Annotated in this window: 20 protein-coding genes and 2 tRNA genes; 14 read left to right on the top strand and 8 right to left on the bottom strand. The window is 54.9% G+C overall.

All coding sequences use genetic code 11. The annotated features are described in order from the left end of the window. The 3 genes from ABWP81_RS10300 to ABWP81_RS10310 all read right to left on the bottom strand — a co-directional run. Nucleotides 1-398, bottom strand: a 398-nt coding sequence (locus tag ABWP81_RS10300) for a TRAP transporter large permease subunit (protein ID WP_353141560.1), incomplete at its 3' end; no start/stop codon positions are given. A gap of 12 nt (nt 399-410) precedes the next feature. After that, nucleotides 411-1,073, bottom strand: coding sequence for a maleylacetoacetate isomerase (maiA, locus tag ABWP81_RS10305; protein ID WP_353141562.1), 663 nt, complete (start codon nt 1,071-1,073; stop codon nt 411-413). Nucleotides 1,074-1,075: 2 nt separating this feature from the next. Next, complete coding sequence (locus ABWP81_RS10310; RefSeq protein ID WP_353141564.1) at nt 1,076-2,827, bottom strand: CocE/NonD family hydrolase; 1,752 nt, start codon at nt 2,825-2,827, stop codon at nt 1,076-1,078. Nucleotides 2,828-3,006: 179 nt separating this feature from the next. Between ABWP81_RS10310 and ABWP81_RS10315 the strand changes: the two genes are divergently transcribed. From ABWP81_RS10315 to ABWP81_RS10350, 8 genes are all read left to right on the top strand, one after another. Further along, entirely contained in the window at nt 3,007-4,746 is a 1,740-nt protein-coding gene (locus ABWP81_RS10315) for a CocE/NonD family hydrolase (protein WP_353141566.1), read from the top strand. Nucleotides 4,747-4,780: 34 nt separating this feature from the next. Beyond that, nucleotides 4,781-5,920 (top strand): amidohydrolase family protein, encoded by a 1,140-nt coding sequence (locus tag ABWP81_RS10320; protein WP_353141568.1) that lies wholly within the window; start codon nt 4,781-4,783, stop codon nt 5,918-5,920. Nucleotides 5,921-5,991: 71 nt separating this feature from the next. Next, nucleotides 5,992-6,948: an aldo/keto reductase gene (locus ABWP81_RS10325; RefSeq protein WP_353141594.1), complete on the top strand. Its 957-nt coding sequence runs from the start codon at nt 5,992-5,994 to the stop codon at nt 6,946-6,948. Nucleotides 6,949-7,045: 97 nt separating this feature from the next. Beyond that, nucleotides 7,046-7,513: a (2Fe-2S)-binding protein gene (locus ABWP81_RS10330; protein ID WP_353141570.1), complete on the top strand. Its 468-nt coding sequence runs from the start codon at nt 7,046-7,048 to the stop codon at nt 7,511-7,513. A 53-nt stretch (nt 7,514-7,566) separates the two neighbouring features. Beyond that, the gene (locus tag ABWP81_RS10335) at nt 7,567-8,358 is read left to right on the top strand and encodes an FAD binding domain-containing protein (protein WP_353141572.1); all 792 of its coding nucleotides are present in this window, start codon (nt 7,567-7,569) and stop codon (nt 8,356-8,358) included. Further along, on the top strand, nt 8,355-9,266 hold the full coding sequence (locus tag ABWP81_RS10340; RefSeq protein ID WP_353141574.1) for an AAA family ATPase: 912 nt from the start codon (nt 8,355-8,357) through the stop codon (nt 9,264-9,266). Before ABWP81_RS10335 ends, ABWP81_RS10340 begins: the two co-directional genes overlap by 4 nt. An 18-nt stretch (nt 9,267-9,284) precedes the next feature. Then, the gene (locus ABWP81_RS10345) at nt 9,285-10,463 is read left to right on the top strand and encodes a vWA domain-containing protein (protein ID WP_353141576.1); all 1,179 of its coding nucleotides are present in this window, start codon (nt 9,285-9,287) and stop codon (nt 10,461-10,463) included. Between the two features lie 14 nt (nt 10,464-10,477). Further along, nucleotides 10,478-11,047, top strand: coding sequence for an SRPBCC family protein (locus ABWP81_RS10350; RefSeq protein WP_353141578.1), 570 nt, complete (start codon nt 10,478-10,480; stop codon nt 11,045-11,047). On the opposite strand, the gene ABWP81_RS10355 is transcribed toward ABWP81_RS10350, so the two are convergent. Then, nucleotides 11,010-11,966 (bottom strand): DMT family transporter, encoded by a 957-nt coding sequence (locus ABWP81_RS10355; protein ID WP_353141580.1) that lies wholly within the window; start codon nt 11,964-11,966, stop codon nt 11,010-11,012. The two genes, ABWP81_RS10350 and ABWP81_RS10355, sit on opposite strands and share 38 nt — an antisense overlap. A 186-nt stretch (nt 11,967-12,152) precedes the next feature. Here ABWP81_RS10355 and ABWP81_RS10360 point away from each other — a divergent pair. Together ABWP81_RS10360 and greB are read left to right on the top strand one after the other, a co-directional pair. Further along, a tRNA-Arg gene (locus tag ABWP81_RS10360) sits at nt 12,153-12,229 on the top strand. A gap of 72 nt (nt 12,230-12,301) precedes the next feature. Continuing rightward, a complete protein-coding gene (gene greB / locus ABWP81_RS10365) occupies nt 12,302-12,865 on the top strand; it encodes a transcription elongation factor GreB (protein WP_353141582.1) in 564 nt (187 codons plus the stop codon). Nucleotides 12,866-12,868: 3 nt separating this feature from the next. Here greB and ABWP81_RS10370 read toward each other — a convergent pair whose 3' ends face one another. The 4 genes from ABWP81_RS10370 to ABWP81_RS10385 all read right to left on the bottom strand — a co-directional run bounded on the left by ABWP81_RS10370 (nt 12,869) and on the right by ABWP81_RS10385 (nt 16,951). After that, on the bottom strand, nt 12,869-15,127 hold the full coding sequence (locus ABWP81_RS10370) for a RelA/SpoT family protein (protein WP_353135875.1): 2,259 nt from the start codon (nt 15,125-15,127) through the stop codon (nt 12,869-12,871). A gap of 69 nt (nt 15,128-15,196) precedes the next feature. Next, the gene (gene rpoZ, locus ABWP81_RS10375) at nt 15,197-15,400 is read right to left on the bottom strand and encodes a DNA-directed RNA polymerase subunit omega (RefSeq protein WP_353135872.1); all 204 of its coding nucleotides are present in this window, start codon (nt 15,398-15,400) and stop codon (nt 15,197-15,199) included. A 16-nt stretch (nt 15,401-15,416) separates the two neighbouring features. After that, a complete protein-coding gene (gene gmk / locus ABWP81_RS10380; protein WP_353141584.1) occupies nt 15,417-16,040 on the bottom strand; it encodes a guanylate kinase in 624 nt (207 codons plus the stop codon). Further along, on the bottom strand, nt 16,040-16,951 hold the full coding sequence (locus tag ABWP81_RS10385; RefSeq protein WP_353141586.1) for a YicC/YloC family endoribonuclease: 912 nt from the start codon (nt 16,949-16,951) through the stop codon (nt 16,040-16,042). Before ABWP81_RS10385 ends, gmk begins: the two co-directional genes overlap by 1 nt. Before the next feature lie 134 nt (nt 16,952-17,085). Here ABWP81_RS10385 and rph point away from each other — a divergent pair, with 134 nt between their 5' ends. From rph to ABWP81_RS10405, 4 genes are all read left to right on the top strand, one after another. Beyond that, entirely contained in the window at nt 17,086-17,820 is a 735-nt protein-coding gene (rph, locus tag ABWP81_RS10390; RefSeq protein WP_353141588.1) for a ribonuclease PH, read from the top strand. A gap of 15 nt (nt 17,821-17,835) precedes the next feature. Beyond that, the gene (gene rdgB / locus ABWP81_RS10395) at nt 17,836-18,441 is read left to right on the top strand and encodes an RdgB/HAM1 family non-canonical purine NTP pyrophosphatase (RefSeq protein ID WP_353141590.1); all 606 of its coding nucleotides are present in this window, start codon (nt 17,836-17,838) and stop codon (nt 18,439-18,441) included. 10 nt (nt 18,442-18,451) lie between these two features. Then, the gene (gene hemW / locus ABWP81_RS10400) at nt 18,452-19,666 is read left to right on the top strand and encodes a radical SAM family heme chaperone HemW (protein WP_353141592.1); all 1,215 of its coding nucleotides are present in this window, start codon (nt 18,452-18,454) and stop codon (nt 19,664-19,666) included. A 45-nt stretch (nt 19,667-19,711) separates the two neighbouring features. After that, nucleotides 19,712-19,801, top strand: a tRNA-Ser gene (locus ABWP81_RS10405).

The raw sequence follows: 19,801 nt of genomic DNA on the forward strand, positions 1-19,801 counted from the left end.
ATCATTTCAGGCACTGCAATTTTCGAAAACACCGCCACAGAGGACAAGCTGGATCCCGAGCAAGCCCCAAAAATAGCCGAAGAATAAACAGTGGCTACCCCCAAACCGCCAGGCACTCGGCCAAACCAAGCTTTGGCGGCGTCATAAGCGTCTTTGCCCAGATCGGCGTAATAGGCCAAAGTGCCCATCAAAATAAACAAGGGCAAAGCTGCCAGCGTGAAATTAGACGTATAGGTGAACATCCCCGTGGGAATAAATTTGAAAGCAGCATCAATCGGATAAACGATAAGCATGCCGCTTAGGCCCACGATGCTCATGGCGTAAGCGATAGGAACTCTCAACAAGCTCAGCGCAAGAAAGACGACGAAGCCAAGTATTCCGATAGTCAATTGGTCCATATAGATGCCTGTTTAGTGAGTGAGAGTGGGGGCGCCAGCTTGGCGCAAAGGCATCGATTCAGAAAAAGCCGGATGTTCCATCAAAGCTTGGTGAATGGCCGTGACGCGCGGCAAATCAACCAATTCGCAACCAAAAAATCCGGCACCGATAACCTGTGACGCCAGACACAAATCAGCCACCGTAATTTGATCGCCGTGGCTGTAACGGCCGGCCCGTGGGTCTTGTGACAAGGCGCGCTCGAAGCTCTGCAAGGCTTGCAGGGTCCAGTGTTGCAGCCATTGGTTGCGTTCGGCCTCTTCGAGCTTGAGTGTGTTTTGCAGGTAATTCCTAACGCGAGGCACCACCAATGGGTGGCCGTCACTGGCGCAGATATGGGCGAGAGCTAAAACTCGGGCGCGGTCTGCGGGTTGGGTCGGCATCAGCGAGGGGTTCGGGTGCGCATGGTCCAAATAATCCAGGATCGCCATGGACTGAAAGAGAGGCTGTGCCACACCTTCCAAGATCAAAGCGGGGACCGCCCCCTGCGGGTTGATTTTTAGGTAGGCGGGGTCATGCTGATGCCCAGCCAAAAGATTCACCGGAATCTCCTCGTAGGCGAGGCCCTTCAGCTTGAGTGCAACACGCACTCTGTATGCGGCCAGTGATCGCCAGAAACCGTAGAACTTGATGGGCATGGTCAGACTTTTTTAGATGCAGGAATCACGGGTAACAAGATATAAGGCGCTTTTTTCGCGCTGATATGCAGGGTGTTGACGCCATCAAAAATCTTGGCTGGCCTGTCTTTTTTGTCGGTGTGGGTGAAGGGACCACAACCCGTCATGGGGTACTTCATATTGGACAAAACACCGGGCGGGCCGGGGTACTCGTAGTCCTTTCCGCGCAAAGTCAGCGCCAGGCGATAGCCTGCTGGCACCACGATGCTGGTTGGGATGATCTCGACATCCAACTCCACCACTTGGTCAGGCTTGAGTGGTTGCTTTTCGTCGTGTGTGTGATAGGGACGATAAGGCTGTGTCAGCTCGTGGTCTAGTTTTCGGTGCGAGGCACGCAGCCAGCCCTGTCCGATCGGCGTATGCGGATCTAGGGCGCCGTGGAAGACGACCTCTTTCATATCTGGCGTGAAAACTCGCACTACGGCAAATACATCTGCGTCAGTCGTGCTGGATGACAAGAATAGTTTGACAGCGCTTGGACCGGTGATCTCCATGGCTTGCGGCTGCGGCGGCAACATGAAGGTGGCGCCTTCCGAAAATCCTTGGTAACTCACTTTTCCGGAACGCGTTGGCGGCTGTGTTGACAAGGTTGCAGCATCGGGCTGCAAATAAAACTTAGTCCAGCGGGTTCGCTTGAGGGGCCACTCTTGCTCTTGGCGCAGCTCGAACTTTTCGCCTGGGTGACGCACATTGAGTTGTACCTTGGGCTGACGGTCCCAGCCATTCTTTTTGCCGTGCAAGAAGTGGTCGAAAAATTTCAGTTGCAGTTTGCGGCCGTAGTCAGTGTAGAAGTGGGTCCAGTGCTCAATGCCGTGCACTTCCAGCCATTTGTTTTTTGAGGCTGCGCGCGTGAAGCCTTCAAAGTTTCCTCGTGGGTGCAGACCTTGCCCGCCCCAGTTGGCTGCGGAAAAAACGGGAACCGTGACCTTGGACCAATCGGGCATGCGCGCGCGCCAATACTTGTCGTCCATGGTGTGCTTCAAAGCAGCAGCAGCAAAGTCTTCGCGGTTGAGAAGCAACTCTGCGTCGCTGAGTTCGGTGTCTCCGCAGACGGGACGCCCGGTGACCCTGCTGATGGGGCCGCGTTTCGCCAGCCCATGCTGAACGGTTCGAACTTGCATGTCGTACCAGTTCTTGATGAAGTCGCACAAGATACCGCCATGGTGGCTCAGGTCGCGGTACATGTCTGCAGCACCTTCCCAAGTGCAAATGGCGGCCAGATGCGGCGGCTGCAGCGCAGCAGTCTGCCACTGGTTCATGGCGTAGTAGGAAATACCGTTCAAGCCGACCTTGCCGTTAGACCAGTCCTGCACACCGGCCCATTCAATGCAATCGTAAAAATCCACCGCCTCCTGAGGGCTCCACAACTGCATGTAACCTGGCGACATGCCAGCACCTCGTGAATCAACACGGATACACACATAGTCGTGCGGGACCCATTTTTCTGGGTCAACCACTTCCCAATTCTGATATTGGTTAGAAGACCCGTGCGTGACATCCGGGTGATCCTTGGCCATCATGTCCCAGCATGTTTTGTAGCCATCCTGAAAAGCCAGCCCTTTGCCGTAGGGGCCGTAGGTCATGATGACCGGATAGCGTCCCGGTTTGTTGGGGCGAAAGACATCGGCTTTCAGCACAAGTCCATCGCGCACAGGGATTGAAACATCGAACTCAATTTGCATGCCGTCTTTGACCAAGCCGTGGGCTGTTGTCATCACAATCCTTCCAGTTTATTGGTGATCATCTGACCTGCATGGTAGTGTTCTGAAGCCAAGCGTCACCAAGGATAAACCCGTATGTGATCGTTTGATCAATGCGCGATCTGTTGCGTTTTAGGTGGTAATCTCGTCCCCGAAGAATTTCAGTATTCAATTTTTTTGGAGCGGGTAAGGCCATGGAAACCTTGATCGAAGAAAAAAACGGCATGCATATTGAGTGGGATGTGCCGATTCGCCTGAGTGACGGCGTGACTTTGCGTGCTGACATTTTTCGCCCTCCCGGATCGGGTCATTACCCAGCGATCCTGACCTACGGACCTTATGCAAAAGGCTTGCCGTTTCAGGTGGGCTACAAGACGGCATGGACGCGCATGATCGCGTCCTATCCTGAGGTGGCTGAAGGTACTTCCAACAGCTATCAAAGTTGGGAGTTGGTCGATCCTGAAAAATGGGTGCCCGACGGCTATGCCTGCGTTCGTATTGACTCCCGTGGTGCGGGTCAATCAGAGGGATTTCTTGACGTCTGGTCTGCCCTCGAGGCGCAAGACCAATATGAATGCATTGAGTGGACCGCCAAGCAATCCTGGTGCAGCGGCAAAGTAGGGCTTAACGGCATCTCTTACTACGCCATGAACCAGTGGCAGACTGCCGCGCTGCAACCTCCTCACTTAACGGCCATGTGTGCCTGGGAAGGTGCGTCCGACTATTACCGAGAGCTGTGCCGTCACGGCGGCATCTTGAGCGACTTTTTGGGCGGCTGGTATTTGCGACAAGTCAAGTCTGTGCAATACGGCGTGGGCGAGCATGCTGAAAAAAATCCCAACAACGGACGGTCTGTTGCTGGTGACATCACTTTGAGTGACGAAGAGCTGGCGCGCAACCGCGCTGAGACCCACCTCGACGCGCAAAACCACGAGTGGCTGGACGACTTTTACCGAGCGCGAATTCCTGATTACAGCAAGATCAAAACGCCGTTTCTCTCGGCCGGAAATTGGGGCGGTATTGGCTTGCACCCGCGGGGCAACTTTGAAGGTTTCTCTCAGTCGGCGTCAGACCAAAAATGGTTGGAGGTTCACGGCGACACGCACTTTTCGCACTTCTATTCCGGTTATGGATTGGCGCTTCAAAAGAAATTTTTTGGTCATTTCCTGAAGGGCGAAGACACCGGCTGGGCTCAGATGTCAAAGGTGCAGTTAAACATTCGCCATCCTGGCGAGCGATTTGTGTTGCGCCAAGAAAACGAATGGCCACTGGCTAGAACGCAATGGACGAAGTTTTACTTGCAAACAGACGGCGCGACGTTGGCGACAGAAAAGCCGCAAGGCCATCACGCTTTGGCCTACCTCACGCAATCTGATGGTTTGAGCTTTTCTACAGGGCCTCTTAAGCAGTCGCTAGAGATCACCGGACCTGTGGCTGCGCGGCTGCGCATCTCATCTGAGACCGTAGATGCCGATGTATTTTTAGCGCTTCGAGTTTTCGACACGGCTGGGAAAGAAGTGTCTTTCATCGGGTCGAATGATCCGCGAACTCCGGTGGCCCTTGGATGGCTTCGTGCCTCGCACCGCAAGACCGACCCTAAGCGCTCGTTAGCCTACCGACCTTGGCACACCCATGATGAAAAGCAGCCCTTGACTCCGGGTCAGCCCGTCGATCTGGATGTTGAAATTTGGCCCACCAGCATTGTGATACCTGCCGGTTATTCCCTTGTGTTCAATTTGCGAGGCAAAGATTACCGCTACGACGACATCGGCGTGACATTGCCTTTTGACAACCAGCCGATGTTTGGGGTGGGGCCTTTCACGCACGAAAACCCAATTGATAGGCCGCCAGCAATATTTCACACGGTTAACCAATTGCATTGGGGGCCAGATGAGCAACCCTATGTGTTGCTACCGATCATTCCCAATAGCTAATCACACCTATTCACCACTATTCCGGAGATTCCCCATGATTTTTACCTGCGCTCCTACCTGTAAGCATCCCTATCACCAGCACGGCAAAGAGGCCAAGGGTGCCGCTGGCATGTTCACATCGCTCGCCACTAAAAAGTTAGCCAAGCGAAAAGATGGGCACCTGAATGTGGACGTGCATTGCCATTACTTCAACCCCGTCGTGGGCCAAAAAGCATCTGTGCTCAAACCCCTTGAGCAAGAAGTCGGTCATATTTATTCCAACCAGATCACGCGAGAAACCAACGGTAAACAGATGCGTGAGCGCTCGTCTATGTTGTCTGATGTGTCAGTGCGCATTCAGGACATGGACCGCATGGGGGTGGATATTCAAGCCGTTTCGCCAGCGCCGTTTCAGTACTACTATTTCGCCGAGGCTAGCTTTGGTGCTGAATTGGCGCGGGATGTGAATGAAGGCATGGCCAAGTTGGTGGCGACTCATCCTGACCGCTTGATCGGCTTGGGTACGGTCCCTTTGCAAAATGCTGACTTGGCCGTGAAAGAGTTGGATTACGCCGTTAAAAAGCTCGGGCTTCGCGGCATTGAAATCAATACCCATGTCAACGGCAAGAACCTGACAGACCCAGACCTCAAGCTGGAAAAATTCTTTCGCCGCGTGAGCGAATTGGGCGTTCCGTTGTTCCTTCATCCCAACGGCTTCACAGAGGCTAGCCGGCTGGAGAACCATTACTTCAACAACGTGATTGGAAATCCTTTGGACACCACCATTGCGGTAAGCCATTTGATTTTTGATGGCGTGATTGAACGCAACCCTAAGTTGAAGGTGTTGCTGGCTCATGCGGGTGGTTATCTGGCTCATTACTGGGCCAGAATGGACCATGTCCACGGCGCACGACCTGATGCACGGACGGTCATCAAGCGCAAACCCTCAAGTTATCTTGAGAAGTTTTACTTCGACACCATTACCTTTGACCCAGGCATGCTGCGCAACATGATTGACCGCTTTGGTCCTGATCACGTGATGCTTGGAACTGACTATCCCTATGACATGGCAGAGGTTGATCCTTTGGGGTTGGTTGCAGCGGTGAACAAATTGAACAAGAGCGACCGCGACTTGATCACCGGCGGCAACGCTGCCAAGTTGTTCAAGATCAAAAAGCCAAAAGCTCCCCGATAAAAAGCATTTGAAATTGTTAGACAAGAAGGCTGCATCACATGGAACATAAACAGCTGGGGAAAATTGGGCCCATGGTGTCAAGGCAGGGTCTTGGCTGCATGGGCATGTCTATCATTTATGGGCAACCAGACGATGCCGCTTCGCTCTCAACCTTGCACAGGGCTTTGGATCTTGGCGTCAACATGATCGTTACATCCGACGCCTATGGAAATGGCGTCAATGAGACTTTAGTGGGCAAGGCATTGGCTGGGCGGCGCGAAGAAGCGGTTGTTTGTACCAAGTTTGGAAACTTGGCACTTGCAGGCGGCGGAGACACCGGTTTTACGGGCGGCCATCCGAGTCACGCCGCGATTGCTTGTGACCGTTCACTCAAACGACTCGGTGTCGATGTGATCGACCTGTACGCCCTTCACCGGGTGGACCCCACGGTTCCGATTGAAGATACCGTGGGCGCTATGAAGCGTCTGGTTGAACAAGGCAAGGTGAGGTTCTTGGGCCTGTCTGAAGCGGGCTCTGACACGATTTTGCGTGCCCACAAAGTTCACCCCATCACTTCTTTAGAAACTGAATACTCCATTTGGAGTCGTGATGTCGAGGACGGCATATTGGCCACCTGTCGAACGTTAGGCATCGCGTTGATGGCCTACTCGCCTTTAGGGCGAGGGTTCCTCACCGGGGCCATCATGTCGACCGATGCGCTGGGTGAAAAAGACGGTCGTCGAAACCTGCCCCGTTTCAAGCCTGAACATATGGCAAAGAACGTTGAGTTGCTCGAAAAAATGAGGCACATGGCAGCCTCAAAGGGTGTGACCATCGCGCAACTTGCACTGGCCTGGGTACATGCTCAGGGGGCGGACATCTTTCCGATTCCAGGCACCAAGAAAGTGAAATACCTTGAGCAAAACCTGGCCGCCGCTGAACTTCAACTGAGCCGTGACGAGCTCAACGCTTTGAGTCAACTGTTCTCTAAGGGCGTGGCTTCTGGTGGACGCTATCCAGACCTCGCAATGAAGGGCTTAGGCATTTAAAACTTTGATGCCGCAAGGGCACTTTGGGGATATCACCAAGTGAAGGCGTCGGACTGTCATTATCAACTCGCTTTATATTTATTCAGAGGAAACAAACATGCAGGTTCAAATGAAGGTCAATGGAAAAAGCGTCAATATTGAGGCGCCCGAGAACACTTTGCTTGTTCAGGCATTACGCGAGCACCTCAAACTCACAGGCACGCATGTAGGTTGCGACACCGCGCAATGTGGCGCTTGCACTGTTCATTTGAACGGGCGTGCTGTGAAGTCTTGCAATATGCTTTTGGCGCAAGCACAAGGCGCAGAAGTTACCACCATTGAAGGTTTGGCATTAGCCGACGGCACGATGCACCCCATGCAAGCTTCTTTCAAAGAGTGTCACGGCCTTCAATGCGGGTTTTGTACACCTGGGATGGTCATGAGTGCTGTCGACATTTGCAACAACCACCCTAACGCCAGCGAGATTGAAATTCGCGAGTTGCTTGAAGGCAATTTATGCCGTTGCACAGGCTATCAAAATATCGTCAAGGCTGTGAAGCATGGTGCTGCAGCCATGAAAGCTTAGCGAGTTGAGGGGGCCGTTCACTTCGCAGCCGACATTCGCATGGAGAATATTTAATGTACGCATTCCACTACCAACGCCCTGCCAATTTGCCTGATGTGCAAAAAGCCATGCAAGCTGGGGGCCAACTGCTAGCGGGTGGTCAGACCATGATCGCCGCCATGAAACAACGCCTTCAGCAGCCTGAAACCGTGGTGGACTTGGCCGCCATCAGCAGTTTGTCTGGCATCCAAAAGAGCGGTCAGAACATTGTGATTGGGGCCATGACGCGTCACCAAGATGTGGCTAACAACGCCGACGTGCAAAGCAGCATTCCCGGTTTGGCCGCTTTGGCCAATGGCATTGGTGACAAGCAGGTTCGCGCCATGGGCACGCTGGGCGGATCTGTCGCCAACAATGACCCCGCTGCGTGCTACCCCAGTGCACTTTTGGCGTTGGGTGCGACCATCCACACCGACCGCCGCACCATCCCTGCAGACGATTTTTTCTTGGGTATGTATGCGACTGCCTTGGATGCAGGCGAAATCATCACCGCGGTGCACTTTCCGATTCCCAGCAAGTCGGCTTACGCCAAGTTCAAGCAGCCCGCATCGCGCTATTCATTGGTCGGCGTTTTTGTGGCTCAAACAGCGGCGGGGGCACGCGTAGCCATCACAGGTGCTAGCAGCGGTGTTTTTCGCCATGCGGGCCTTGAGGCAGCTTTGAGTCAACACTTCACGCCCGAGGCTGTAGCCAACATTGCCATTGATGCCGAAGACCTCAATGCCGACTTGCACGCTTCCAAAGCCTACCGCGCACAACTGATCACTGTGCAGACCCAAAAAGCGGTGAAACAGGCGAACGGATGACCGCTAAAACGGCATTTGATTCCATTGACCAATTGGCTCGCGCCTTAGAAGGCGTGGGTTATTTTGCAGAACGGCGACTCATCACCGCCGTTTTTTTAAGTCTGCAGTTAGAGCGCCCTCTTTTGCTGGAGGGGGAGCCGGGTGTTGGCAAAACCGAGCTGGCCAAAGCCTTGGCCAAAGTGTTGGAGCGTCCGCTCATTCGTTTGCAATGCTATGACGGCATGGAGCAACGCGAGGCCTTGTATGAATGGAACTATGCCGCCCAGCTGCTTCATATGCGTGCGGCAGCGGCGCATGTTTCACCCGAGGAGCTAGAGCGCGAGGTTTACCAGTCCCGATTTCTGGTCAAACGCCCGTTGTTGCAAGCGCTTCAAATGGGCGCGCCAGGCGCCTTGTTGTTGATCGATGAAGTCGACAGGGCAGACGAGCCCTTTGAAGCCTTCTTGCTGGAATATTTGGGCGAATACCAAGTCAGCATTCCAGAGCTGGGCACTGTCACAGCAGATGCAACCCCAGTGACTTTGTTGACCAGCAACCGCACACGCGATTTAAACGACGCTGTCAAACGTCGCTGCATTTATCAATGGATGGACTACCCTGATCGTGAGCGTGAATTGGCAGTGGTTCGATCCAAAGTGCCTCAGGCCAGTGCACACCTGAGTGAGCAAGTGACAGAGTTTGTTGGCCGCCTCAGAAGCCAGCCCTTTGTCAACGCATTTCAAAGGGCGCCGGGCATTGCGGAAAGCGTCGAGTGGGCCAAAGCTTTGGTGGCACTCGACACTCTCACTTTGGATCCCGAAGTGATACAAGACACCGTAGGCGTTTTGTTCAAGCAGCGTGAAGACATTGCAGCCCTTGTCCCCCTGCTCAACGACCTGCTAGCACCTGCCCCAGTGAACCTTCCATAAATTAAGGGCCTATCTTTCATGAGATTGGGAGACGCGCGCAGCGGCAAACTAAGCGAAAACATCACGGGATTTTCTCGTGCTTTGCGCAGAGCGGGTTTGCCGCTCGATTCGTCCAAAATCAGCCTAGCGATTGAGGCCACCATGCTAGTTGGTGTGGATCGTAAAGACGATCTGGCGGCTGCGCTGCGGGCATGTCTGGTGAGTAGGCCAGAAGATCTTGTCGTGTTTGATCAAATGTTTGCGGCGTTCTTTAAAGACCCTGAACTGACTCGGCAGCTCTTGTCCCAGCTCCTTCCCAAAGCCCCAATAGCTGCCAAAGGACTGCCACTCAAGTCACGCGTGCAAGAAGCGCTTGCAGCAAAAAACAAGCGAAATGATCCGTTCAAAGCTAAAGAGGATGGACTCCAATTAGATGCAGCCATGACCGCCAGCGACCAAGCACGCTTGCAACAAGCCGACTTTCAAAGCTTGAGTGCCAGCGAGTTTCAGTTGGTCGAACGGCTTGCGCGCAAGATTGCGTTGCCCCTGCCGCGAATTCAAGGGCGCAGAACCCGATCAGGGCGAAAGGGTGAGCGAATTCATGGGGCGCAAACCTTGCGTCTAGCCGCTAAATACGACGGTGAACCGTGGGCCTTGCCGCGCCTGCAACGCCAGAAGCAAGTTTTGCCCTTGCTGATTTTGGTCGACATCTCTGGCTCTATGGAAAGGTATGCCCGTCTGTTGTTGGCCTTTTTGCATCAGTCCACACGCAACCATCCCCGTCATGTCTTTGCATTTGGCACGGGCTTGACTGATTTGAACCTGCCATTTAAACAAAGTGACCCCGATGAGATGCTGGCGCAAGCCAATGTGCAAATTCAAGACTTTGCAGGAGGTACACAACTGGGCCAATCATTGGCTGAGCTCAGGATCCGCCATGCCAAAAAGCTCACGGGTAGGCGCACCATCGTGCTGTTGATCAGCGATGGTTTGGACACGGGGTCAGCGCTAACGCTAGACTCAGAGATCGCTTGGCTCAAACGACATTCACGCAAAGTGCTTTGGCTCAACCCACTGTTGCGATTTGACGCTTATGCGCCATTGGCCACTGGCGCTGCGGTGTTGCATCAGCGTGTCGATGGCATGCTGGCAATTCACAATTTATCCCGCTTGGAAGAACTGGCCTCGGCCATGACTAAGCTACTTCAAAAAAATTGATCGGAGATTTTGATATGGACATGCAAGGACAACGCGTCTTAAAGGTCACTCAAGACCAAGCTTGGAATGCACTCAATGACCCCACGGTCCTGAAGTCTTGCATCGCAGGCTGCGATAAATTTGAGTTGAGCGAAATCAACACCTACATCGTGGGCGTGGCCATCAAAATTGGGCCTGTTTCAGCCAAATTTAGTGGCAAAGTCAGCCTGACTGACATTCAGCCACCCCACTCATATGCCTTGAATTTTGATGCCCAAGGCGGCGTGGCGGGTTTTGGCAAAGGTGAAGCGAAAGTGTCCTTGCTGCCGCATCCTGAAGGGTGTGAGTTGCACTACAGCGTGCACTCTAGCGTCGGCGGTAAGTTGGCTCAATTGGGGCAGAGGTTGATTGATGGCGTGGCCAAATCGCTGGCCGAGGATTTTTTCAAGAAGTTTGAAGATGCACTTCAAGCTCAATACCCTGTCCTTGAAAACGGTGCATCCACCAGCCCTGACCCATCCAGCCAAGCCTCAATGGGAATTCCGGTTTGGGTTTGGCCCGCATTACTTATTGCTGCGGGCCTGGCGTTTTTTTGGCGCGCTTAATGCGTTGAAAAATTTGTTGGATATTGAAGTTTGGAGTGAGCACCACCACCATGGCGATCAAGATCAATATCAACGCAGATACATCGGGGATGGTGACCGACTCACCCAGCACCAATGCCCCGCCCGTGACACCAAAGACAGGCACCAACATGATGGACAGCCCACTTGAAACGGCAGACAGTTTTCTGGCGACATGAAACCAAGCGACATAACTCACTGCAAATGTAATGACGCCGCCATAGAGTATGGCCAACCATTGCAATAAATTAGGCCAAGCCCATTGGTCTGTTTCAAAAGCAATGGTGATGCAAAGGAAGAATACAAAAGCAATGAACAGGGCCCAGAAGGTCAGGGCCACACCATGGAGCGCGAGCTTTGCATTTTTCATCATGGCATTGCCAACGCCCCAGATGAGCGCGGCCATCAGCATGACGCCAACGCCTAGGGGATGATTTCCCCATTGCTGATGACTACCCCAAGCCAGTAGCAATGCAGCGGCCATGGCCAAAACAATACTGACCAGTGATCGGGCATTGATTTTTTCTTTGTAGAGCAAAGCGCTGGCCACCAACGCCCAAACAGGCATGGTGTAACCAATGATGGCAGCTCGCCCAGAATTGAGCATGCTGACCCCGTAGATCATGGGCAGGTGCCAACCCACCATGTTGAACATGCTTAATTTAAAAACGGGCCATCTTTCTGCGCTGATCACAGCCAAAGAAATACCCTTGAAATAAGCGTACAAACCAATAGAGACAAAACCGACGATGAAGGTGTAAGCCCTAAAAGCTGAAGGTGGATAGCTGTTGACCACGTACTTCATGATGGGGTAATTCATGCCCCATGAGACCGTCACAATGAGAACCATCAGTAAATCTTTGGCGTTGACTTTGGCCGGTTCTGGGGGGTGATTGGACATGGTTGTTTGAATTAAATTTGTTTTTTGAATGAAAGAACTATTCGGCAAGACGCGAGAATTTGGTCGAGTATTCACTCGTCCAGTCCCTTCCCTCAACCTGATCGTAATTTATCTCTTCATTGCCGGAATCACTTGTCAACCTAGCGATAGCAGTCGATTTCTGTGATACAATTTTTTTTTTCCATAGCGGCTGTAGCTCAGCTGGATAGAGTACTTGGCTACGAACCAAGGGGTCGTGGGTTCGATTCCTGCCAGCCGCACCAAATTGAACAAGGGTTTACATTTTCGGATGTAAACCCTTTTTCTTTGTTCTTTTTTGCATAGAGTTTGGGATCATGAGCAAGGCCTTTACCCGTGAGACCGATGGCGAGGATGACGACATCAGCTTGCCACCGCTGCCCGCTGGCAGCAAAAACTACATCACGCCCCTTGGCTACGCCACGCTTCGTGCGGAGTTGTTTGTGCTCATGGACAACGAGCGCCCACGCATGGTGGAGATCGTGCATTGGGCCGCAAGCAATGGCGACCGATCAGAAAACGGCGATTACCACTACGGTAAAAAACGCCTGCGCGAGATTGATCGTCGCATCCGCTTTTTGACCAAGCGTCTAGAGATTGCCGAAATCACCGAACCCAGCAACCACCACGGCAAAGATCAAGTGTTTTTCGGCGCCACCGTCACCTATGTGGACGACGCCAATGTGGAGCGCACCGTCACCATTCTGGGCATTGACGAGGCTGACAGTTTGAAGGCACAAGTAACTTGGGTGTCACCCATTGCACGTGCTTTGCTCAAAGCGCGCGAAGGTGATGTGGTGAAGTTGATCACGCCGGTGGGCGTGCAAGAGGTGGAGGTGTTAGCGGTGCGCTATCCCGCACCAGCAACCGACAAAGCCTAAGGCCTAAGACTCGCGCCCCACACCCGACACCACGCGTTGCGCTTGCAGCACGGCAGGCACGCGTCGCAGGTTGCTCAGCACGGCATCCAAATGCGTTTTGTCGCGCACGCTGAATACAAAGCGTAAATCAAACGCTTCTTGCCCCGTTACCTCGTCGGCCATCAGCACGTGGGTAATGTCGGCTTCTGCGCCCGTGATGGCCGAGGCCACGCGGGCCAAGACGCCTTTGCCGTTGCTGACCGTGACCACGGCTGCAACTTCAAAGGTGCGCGTGGGCTCATCAGACCATTCCACGGCAATGAAGCGTTCGTTGTCTTTGTGCTTCAAGCGTTGCGCCACACCGCAATGGTCGGTGTGCACCACCAAGCCTTCACCACGGCCCAGATAGCCCACGATGGCGTCACCCGGCACGGGGCGGCAACAGGTGGCGTATTGCACGGATGCGTTTTCGCTGCCATCTACCGTCACGCTGCCTTGCGACACGTTTTCGTGGGCGGTAAAGCGCTCGCGGCTTAGCAGCAGTGCATCGGGCTTGAGCCCAGTGTCTGACAGCAAGATGGCCAAACGCTTTGCCACGATGCTGGCCACACGTTTGCCAAGGCCAATATCGGTCAACAGTTCGGCTTGTGTTTTGCTGCCCGTAAAGTGCAGCAGCTTGTCCCAAAGGAGCGAATGCTCTCCTTCAAGGGCTGGCATTTGTTCAATACCTTCTGCTCGCAGGGCTTGGGCCAATAGCTTTTCACCCAATTCTTGAGACTCGCTGTGCGCCATGGTTTTTAGGTGATGGCGAATTTTTGACCTGGCGCGTCCCGTACGCACAAAGCCCAACCATGCAGGATTGGGCGATGCCACTGTTGAGGTGATGACTTCAATGATGTCGCCATTGCGCAGTTCGGTGCGCAGCGGCACTTGCTCGCCGTTGACCTTGGCAGCCATGGTGCGGTCGCCCACATCGCTGTGCACCGCATAGGCAAAGTCAACAATGGTGGCGCCACGCGGCATAGCCATGATCTTGCTCTTAGGCGTGAACACATACACCGCATCTGGAAACAAGTCGACTTTGACGTGGTCCCAAAACTCAGTGGCGTCACGCGTTTCGTCTTGGATATCCAGCAGAGACTGCAGCCACTTGTTGCCCAAGTTGGTTTCGTTGCTCGAGCCGTTGTCTTTGTAGAGCCAATGGGCGGCCACGCCAGTTTCGGCCACCAGGTTCATGGCCTCGGTGCGCATCTGAAACTCCACGTTCAAACCCGATGGCCCGACGATGGTGGTGTGTAACGACTGGTAGCCGTTGAGCTTGGCAATGGCAATGTGGTCTTTGAACTTGCCCGGCACGGGCTTGTACATCTGGTGCAACGCGCCCATGGCGGTGTAGCAATCAATCACATTCGGCAGGATGAGGCGAAAGCCATAAATGTCCGTGACCTGCGCAAAGCTCAGGAGTTTTTCGTCCATCTTTTTGTAAATCGAATACAGGGTTTTTTCGCGTCCAGAAATACGCACTTTCAAACCTACTTTGGCCAAAGATACGCCTACTTCTTGCTCTACCTTTTGCATCAAATCGCGGCGACGGTGACGGGCTTTTTGAATGGCTTTGCTCAACACGTTATGCCGCCAAGGCCACAGGTGTTCGAAAGCCAGTTCTTGCAGTTCGCGGTAGGTTTGGTTCAGACCCAAGCGGTGGGCGATGGGCGCATAAATCTCAAGTGTTTCATTGGAGATACGGCCCCATTTGGCTCGGGGCATGTCGCCCATGGTGCGCATGTTGTGGCTACGGTCGGCCAGCTTGATCAGGATGACGCGCACATCGCGTGCCATGGCCAGCAACATTTTGCGAAATGACTCGGCTTGGCTTTCTTCGCGGGTGTTGAACTCTAGCTTGTCGAGTTTGGTTAAGCCGTCCACCAAATCGGCGACTTGAATTCCAAAGTGCTCGACTAAGTCGGTCTTGCTGATTCCGCAGTCTTCCATCGCGTCGTGCAGCAGGGCAGCCGAAAGGGCTTGTGCATCGAGTTTCCATTCGGCGCATTGCGCGGCCACGGCGATGGGGTGGGTAATGTAGGGCTCGCCGCTGTTGCGCAGCTGCCCCAAATGGGCCTCGTCGGCATAGCGGTAAGCGCGACGCACCATCTCTAAACCCTCGGGGTTGAGGTAGCTTAGCTTCTCCGTCAACGCAGCAAAGCTCGCCGCTGCTGCATTGGCTGCGGCCGCGCTTCTGGACAGAGAAGCGGGTGGCTTTAACGTGGATTGGGTAACGCTCATACGGTTTACTTTACCCGTAATGAAAAAAGCACCGACAGAGCGGTGCTTTTGACTTGGGGTGACCTAGATTTAACCGGGTACTTTTTTCAGCATTTCGACGCCAATGTGGCCTGCAGCAATTTCGCGCAAGGCGGTCACGCCAGGCTTGTTTTTGCTTTCAACCTTGGCCGTGTGACCTTGGCTGAGCATGCGAGCGCGGTACGTGGCGCACAGCACCAATTGAAAGCGGTTAGGGATTTGCGCGAGGCAATCTTCAACAGTGATGCGGGCCATGTGGGTACTCCAGAATTCAGGTGATGTTCAGGGCTTGAAAAATCTCAGCCCGGGCCCGGCGCTGTGCCAGGAATTTGAGTCGCTGTGCATGCACGATCGCTTTCAGGTCGAACAAGGCGGTCTCAAACAAAGAGTTGATTATAACGTAGTCAAATTCTCGGGCCTGTGCCATCTCGTCGGCGGCGTTTTGCAAGCGCAGCTCAATGATGTCGGGCGCGTCTTCTCCGCGGTTGTGCAGGCGCGACTTCAGCTCATCCCAGCTAGGCGGCAAGATGAAGATGAGCACCGCATTGGCAAACAGCTTTTTTACTTGAATCGCACCTTGGAAGTCAATTTCTAAAATCACGTCAGCACCTTGGGCAATGCGGTCTTCAATGGCTTTGCGCGACGTGCCGTAGCGTTGGCCATGCACGTGGGCCCATTCAAAAAATGCGTTGCCTTCGACCATTTGGTCAAACTCGGAAGGCGAGACGAAGAAGTATTCGCGGCCATGTTTTTCTTGGCCGCGTGGCTGGCGTGTGGTGTGCGACACGGAAGGGCGCACTTTGGCGTCGAGCTCCATCAAGGCTTTGACGAGGCTCGATTTGCCAGCCCCGCTGGGGGCTGCGACCACAAAGAGGTTGCCTGGGAAGTTGTCCATTATTCGAGGTTCTGTACTTGTTCGCGAAGTTGTTCGATCAACACTTTCATGTCCACCGAAATACGGGTCATTTCTAGGGTGGCTGACTTGGAGCCCAAAGTGTTGGCCTCGCGGTGCAGCTCTTGAATCAAAAAGTCCAAACGCTTGCCCACACCTTCGGCCTTGCCGCCTTTGGCCAACAAGTCGTCCATCTCGTCAAAGTGCGACACCAAGCGAGTGAGCTCTTCGGCCACGTCAATTCGAATGGCAAACGAGGTGGCTTCGGTCAACGCGCGGTCTTGCGCCGCCTCTGGCAAGGTTGTGCCCTCGGTCAAGGCCATGGCCTCGCGCCAACGCTCTAAAAACTTCTGGCGCTGTTGCTCAACCAGTTGTGGCACCAGCGGCGCGGCCTGAGTGGCCAAAACGCGCAGTTGGCTCAGGCGCTCGCGCAGGGTTTGCGCCAAGCGTGCGCCTTCGCGCTCGCGGGCGTTGCTTAGCTGGGTCAGGGTGGTGTGGGCCAGATTTAGCACCGCAGGGCCAATGTCGGCAGGCGCGGCAGACTGGGCCGTGGCCAAGCGCAACACATCGGCCACCGACAGGCCATTGGCCTTTGGCAAGTGAGCGTGTACCAACTCTTGTAGGCCCAGCAGGTGCTGCAGCATGGCAGGGGTGGGCTCGGTAAAGCTGGTGTCAGCCGTGCTTTCAATGTTGGCGCGCACCTCGACTTTGCCGCGCTTGAGGTGCTGGGTGACCAGCTCGCGCATGGCGGCCTCGTGCTGGCGCAGCTCTTCGGGCATCTTGAACGTCAGGTCTAGGAAGCGGCTGTTGACCGAGCGAATCTCTAGCCCCAAGCGCAGGGCTGGGCTGTTGGCGGTGTCTGAAGGTAGCTCGGTTTGCGCGCTGGCATAACCGGTCATGCTGTAAATGGGCATGGGTGGCGTTTCGTATCAAAGGCTGAATTATCTCAGGCCTACTGAGGCAGTTTTTTGACGCATGGGCGCAGTTTTGGGATTGGTCGACAATTCAGGTCTTGACTAACCCTTCAACGCTTGATTCAAAGCCAAAAATGACCACCACCTTGCCCGCTTCCCGCCACACCCGTGCCGCCGACCAATTGCGCCCCGTGCGCATTACCCGTCACTTCACCATGCATGCCGAAGGCTCGGTGCTGATTGAGTTTGGCCACACCAAAGTGTTGTGCACCGCATCGGTGGAAGAAAAAGTACCTGGCCACAAAAAAGGCTCGGGCGAGGGCTGGGTTACCGCTGAATACGGCATGTTGCCCCGCGCCACCCACACCCGCAGCGATCGCGAGGCCGCACGCGGCAAGCAATCGGGGCGCACCCAAGAAATCCAGCGACTCATCGGCCGCTCTATGCGCGCCGTGTTTGACCTGAAGAAGTTGGGCGAACGCACCATCCATTTGGACTGCGACGTGTTGCAAGCCGACGGCGGCACACGCACGGCCAGCATTACCGGCGCGTTTGTGGCCGCGCAAGATGCGGTCAACACGCTTATTGCTTCGGGCAAACTGACCGAGAGCCCCATCACCCAAGGCGTGGCCGCTATTTCGGTGGGTATGTTGGGCGACTTGCCTTTACTCGATTTGGAATACACCGAAGACTCCACTTGCGACACCGACATGAACGTGGTCATGACCAGCGCTGGCCACTACGTAGAAGTGCAGGGCACCGCCGAGGGCTTGCCTTTTACCCGCGACCAAATGAATGCCTTGATGGCCTTGGCCGAAAAAGGCGTGCGCGAGCTGATCGCCATGCAGCAAGAAGCTTTGTCTGCTTAAACCATGACCACGCCGATGAAGCAAATTGTTCTGGCATCTAACAACCAAGGCAAGCTCGGCGAGTTGCAAGCCATGTTTGCGCCCTTGGGCATCGAGCTGGTGCGCCAAAGCGATTTGCACATTGGCGAAGCCGAAGAGCCGTTTCACACCTTTGTGGAAAACGCCTTGGCCAAAGCCCGCCACGCCTCACGCGCTAGCGGCTTGCCCGCTGTGGCCGACGATGCTGGCCTTTGCGTGGACGCCTTTGGCGGACTGCCCGGCGTGCAAACCGCCTACTACGCCACCCAATTTGGCTACGAGAAAAGCGACGACAACAACGTGCGCGCCTTGTTAGAGCAAATGGTGAACATCGACAACCGCCGCGCCGCCTTGGTCAGCACCCTCGTGGCCGTGCGCCACCCTGATGACCCCGAGCCGCTCATTGCCGTGGGTCGTGCGGTGGGCGACATCACGCGCACGCCCATTGGAGCAAATGGCTTTGGGTTCGACCCCATCATATTCATCCCGCGCTTTGGCAAAACCTTTGCCGAGCTGCCCATTGACGTGAAAAACGCCAACAGCCATCGTGGCCAAGCTGCGCAGCAAATGCTGGTGCTCATGCGCGAGCGCTGGTTCGCCTAATGCTTCGCCAATGACCCAAGACATCCAACACCTCATGCGCCCAGGCACGCTGTCGCTCAGCAGCCTGCCGCCGCTCTCGCTGTATGTGCATTTGCCCTGGTGCCTGAAGAAGTGCCCCTACTGCGACTTCAACTCGCACGAGCTGCCCAGCAACGCAGCAGGCGAGTTGCCAGAGCAACGCTACCTCGATGCCCTGTGCGCCGATCTAGAGCACAGCCTACCCCTCATTTGGGGCCGCGGCGTGCACAGCATCTTCATTGGCGGGGGCACGCCCAGCTTGTTTTCGCCTGCTGCGATTGAGCGGCTCATCAGCGACATGCGCGCGCGGTTGGCGCTAGAGGCTGACTGCGAAATCACCCTTGAGGCCAACCCCGGCACGTTCGAGAAAGACCGCTTCCGCGCCTTTCGCGCTGCAGGCGTCACCCGCCTATCGGTGGGCGTGCAAAGCTTCAACGACGGCCATTTGCGGGCTTTGGGGCGCGTGCACAACCGAGCCCAAGCCATTGCCGCGGTCGAAGAGGCGCGTGACGCCTTTGACACCTTCAACCTCGACCTGATGTACGCCTTGCCCGGCCAAACGCTGGCGCAATTGGACGAAGACCTCGATATGGCCTTGTCGCTAGAGCCCCCGCACTTGTCGGTTTACCACCTCACCATCGAGCCCAACACCGTGTTTGCCAAGTTTCCGCCGCAAATACCGGAAGACGACGACGCCTACGCCATGCTGGACCGCATCACCGAGCGCACCTCCGTGGCAGGCCTGCATCGCTACGAAGTGTCGGCCTACGCCAAAGACAAGCACCGCTGCGGGCACAACCTCAACTACTGGCAGTTTGGCGACTACCTAGGCATTGGCGCTGGCGCACACAGCAAACTCAGCTTTGCCCACCGCGTGCTACGCCAAGTGCGCCACCGCGACCCGCGCCAGTTTATGGAACACGCGCTAGACCCCAGCCGTGCCGACCGCGCCGTGTCCCAAAGCACCGAAGTGGCACGCGCCGAACTGCCGTTTGAGTACATGCTGAACGCATTGCGCCTGCGCCATGGGTTTTCGCTGGCCGACTTCACCGACCGCACGGGCTTGCCCGTCACCGCCATTCAGGCGGCGCTGGCCCAAGCCGAGGCCAAAGGCCTTATCACGCGGGACTTTCAGCGGGTCGTGCCCACTGAGCGTGGTTTTGATTTTTTGAGCGATTTGCAATCTTTGTTTTTGCCAGAAGCCTGAAGCCGAAAATAGGCGCAAAGGCACATTACAATATCGCCTGAATTAGGAAGCTTGGCCGAGCGGTTTAAGGCACCGGTCTTGAAAACCGGCGAGGGTGTGAGCCCTCCGTGAGTTCGAATCTCACAGCTTCCGCCA

Origin of the sequence: Limnohabitans sp., assembly GCF_040401135.1 — a bacterium.
GTDB lineage: Bacteria > Pseudomonadota > Gammaproteobacteria > Burkholderiales > Burkholderiaceae_C > Limnohabitans.

Excerpts from the sequence above, each read along its gene's own strand:
- greB (WP_353141582.1), top strand. The coding sequence starts at position 12,302 with ATGAGCAAGGCCTTTACCCGTGAGACCGATGGCGAGGATGACGACATC.
- ABWP81_RS10385 (WP_353141586.1), bottom strand. The coding sequence starts at position 16,951 with ATGCCCATTTACAGCATGACCGGTTATGCCAGCGCGCAAACCGAGCTA.
- ABWP81_RS10325 (WP_353141594.1), top strand. The coding sequence starts at position 5,992 with ATGGTGTCAAGGCAGGGTCTTGGCTGCATGGGCATGTCTATCATTTAT.
- ABWP81_RS10335 (WP_353141572.1), top strand. The coding sequence starts at position 7,567 with ATGTACGCATTCCACTACCAACGCCCTGCCAATTTGCCTGATGTGCAA.
- rdgB (WP_353141590.1), top strand. The coding sequence starts at position 17,836 with ATGAAGCAAATTGTTCTGGCATCTAACAACCAAGGCAAGCTCGGCGAG.
- ABWP81_RS10330 (WP_353141570.1), top strand. The coding sequence starts at position 7,046 with ATGCAGGTTCAAATGAAGGTCAATGGAAAAAGCGTCAATATTGAGGCG.
- hemW (WP_353141592.1), top strand. The coding sequence starts at position 18,452 with ATGACCCAAGACATCCAACACCTCATGCGCCCAGGCACGCTGTCGCTC.
- maiA (WP_353141562.1), bottom strand. The coding sequence starts at position 1,073 with ATGCCCATCAAGTTCTACGGTTTCTGGCGATCACTGGCCGCATACAGA.
- rpoZ (WP_353135872.1), bottom strand. The coding sequence starts at position 15,400 with ATGGCCCGCATCACTGTTGAAGATTGCCTCGCGCAAATCCCTAACCGC.
- ABWP81_RS10370 (WP_353135875.1), bottom strand. The coding sequence starts at position 15,127 with ATGAGCGTTACCCAATCCACGTTAAAGCCACCCGCTTCTCTGTCCAGA.
- ABWP81_RS10345 (WP_353141576.1), top strand. The coding sequence starts at position 9,285 with ATGAGATTGGGAGACGCGCGCAGCGGCAAACTAAGCGAAAACATCACG.
- rph (WP_353141588.1), top strand. The coding sequence starts at position 17,086 with ATGACCACCACCTTGCCCGCTTCCCGCCACACCCGTGCCGCCGACCAA.
- gmk (WP_353141584.1), bottom strand. The coding sequence starts at position 16,040 with ATGGACAACTTCCCAGGCAACCTCTTTGTGGTCGCAGCCCCCAGCGGG.
- ABWP81_RS10340 (WP_353141574.1), top strand. The coding sequence starts at position 8,355 with ATGACCGCTAAAACGGCATTTGATTCCATTGACCAATTGGCTCGCGCC.
- ABWP81_RS10310 (WP_353141564.1), bottom strand. The coding sequence starts at position 2,827 with ATGACAACAGCCCACGGCTTGGTCAAAGACGGCATGCAAATTGAGTTC.
- ABWP81_RS10350 (WP_353141578.1), top strand. The coding sequence starts at position 10,478 with ATGGACATGCAAGGACAACGCGTCTTAAAGGTCACTCAAGACCAAGCT.
- ABWP81_RS10315 (WP_353141566.1), top strand. The coding sequence starts at position 3,007 with ATGGAAACCTTGATCGAAGAAAAAAACGGCATGCATATTGAGTGGGAT.
- ABWP81_RS10320 (WP_353141568.1), top strand. The coding sequence starts at position 4,781 with ATGATTTTTACCTGCGCTCCTACCTGTAAGCATCCCTATCACCAGCAC.
- ABWP81_RS10355 (WP_353141580.1), bottom strand. The coding sequence starts at position 11,966 with ATGTCCAATCACCCCCCAGAACCGGCCAAAGTCAACGCCAAAGATTTA.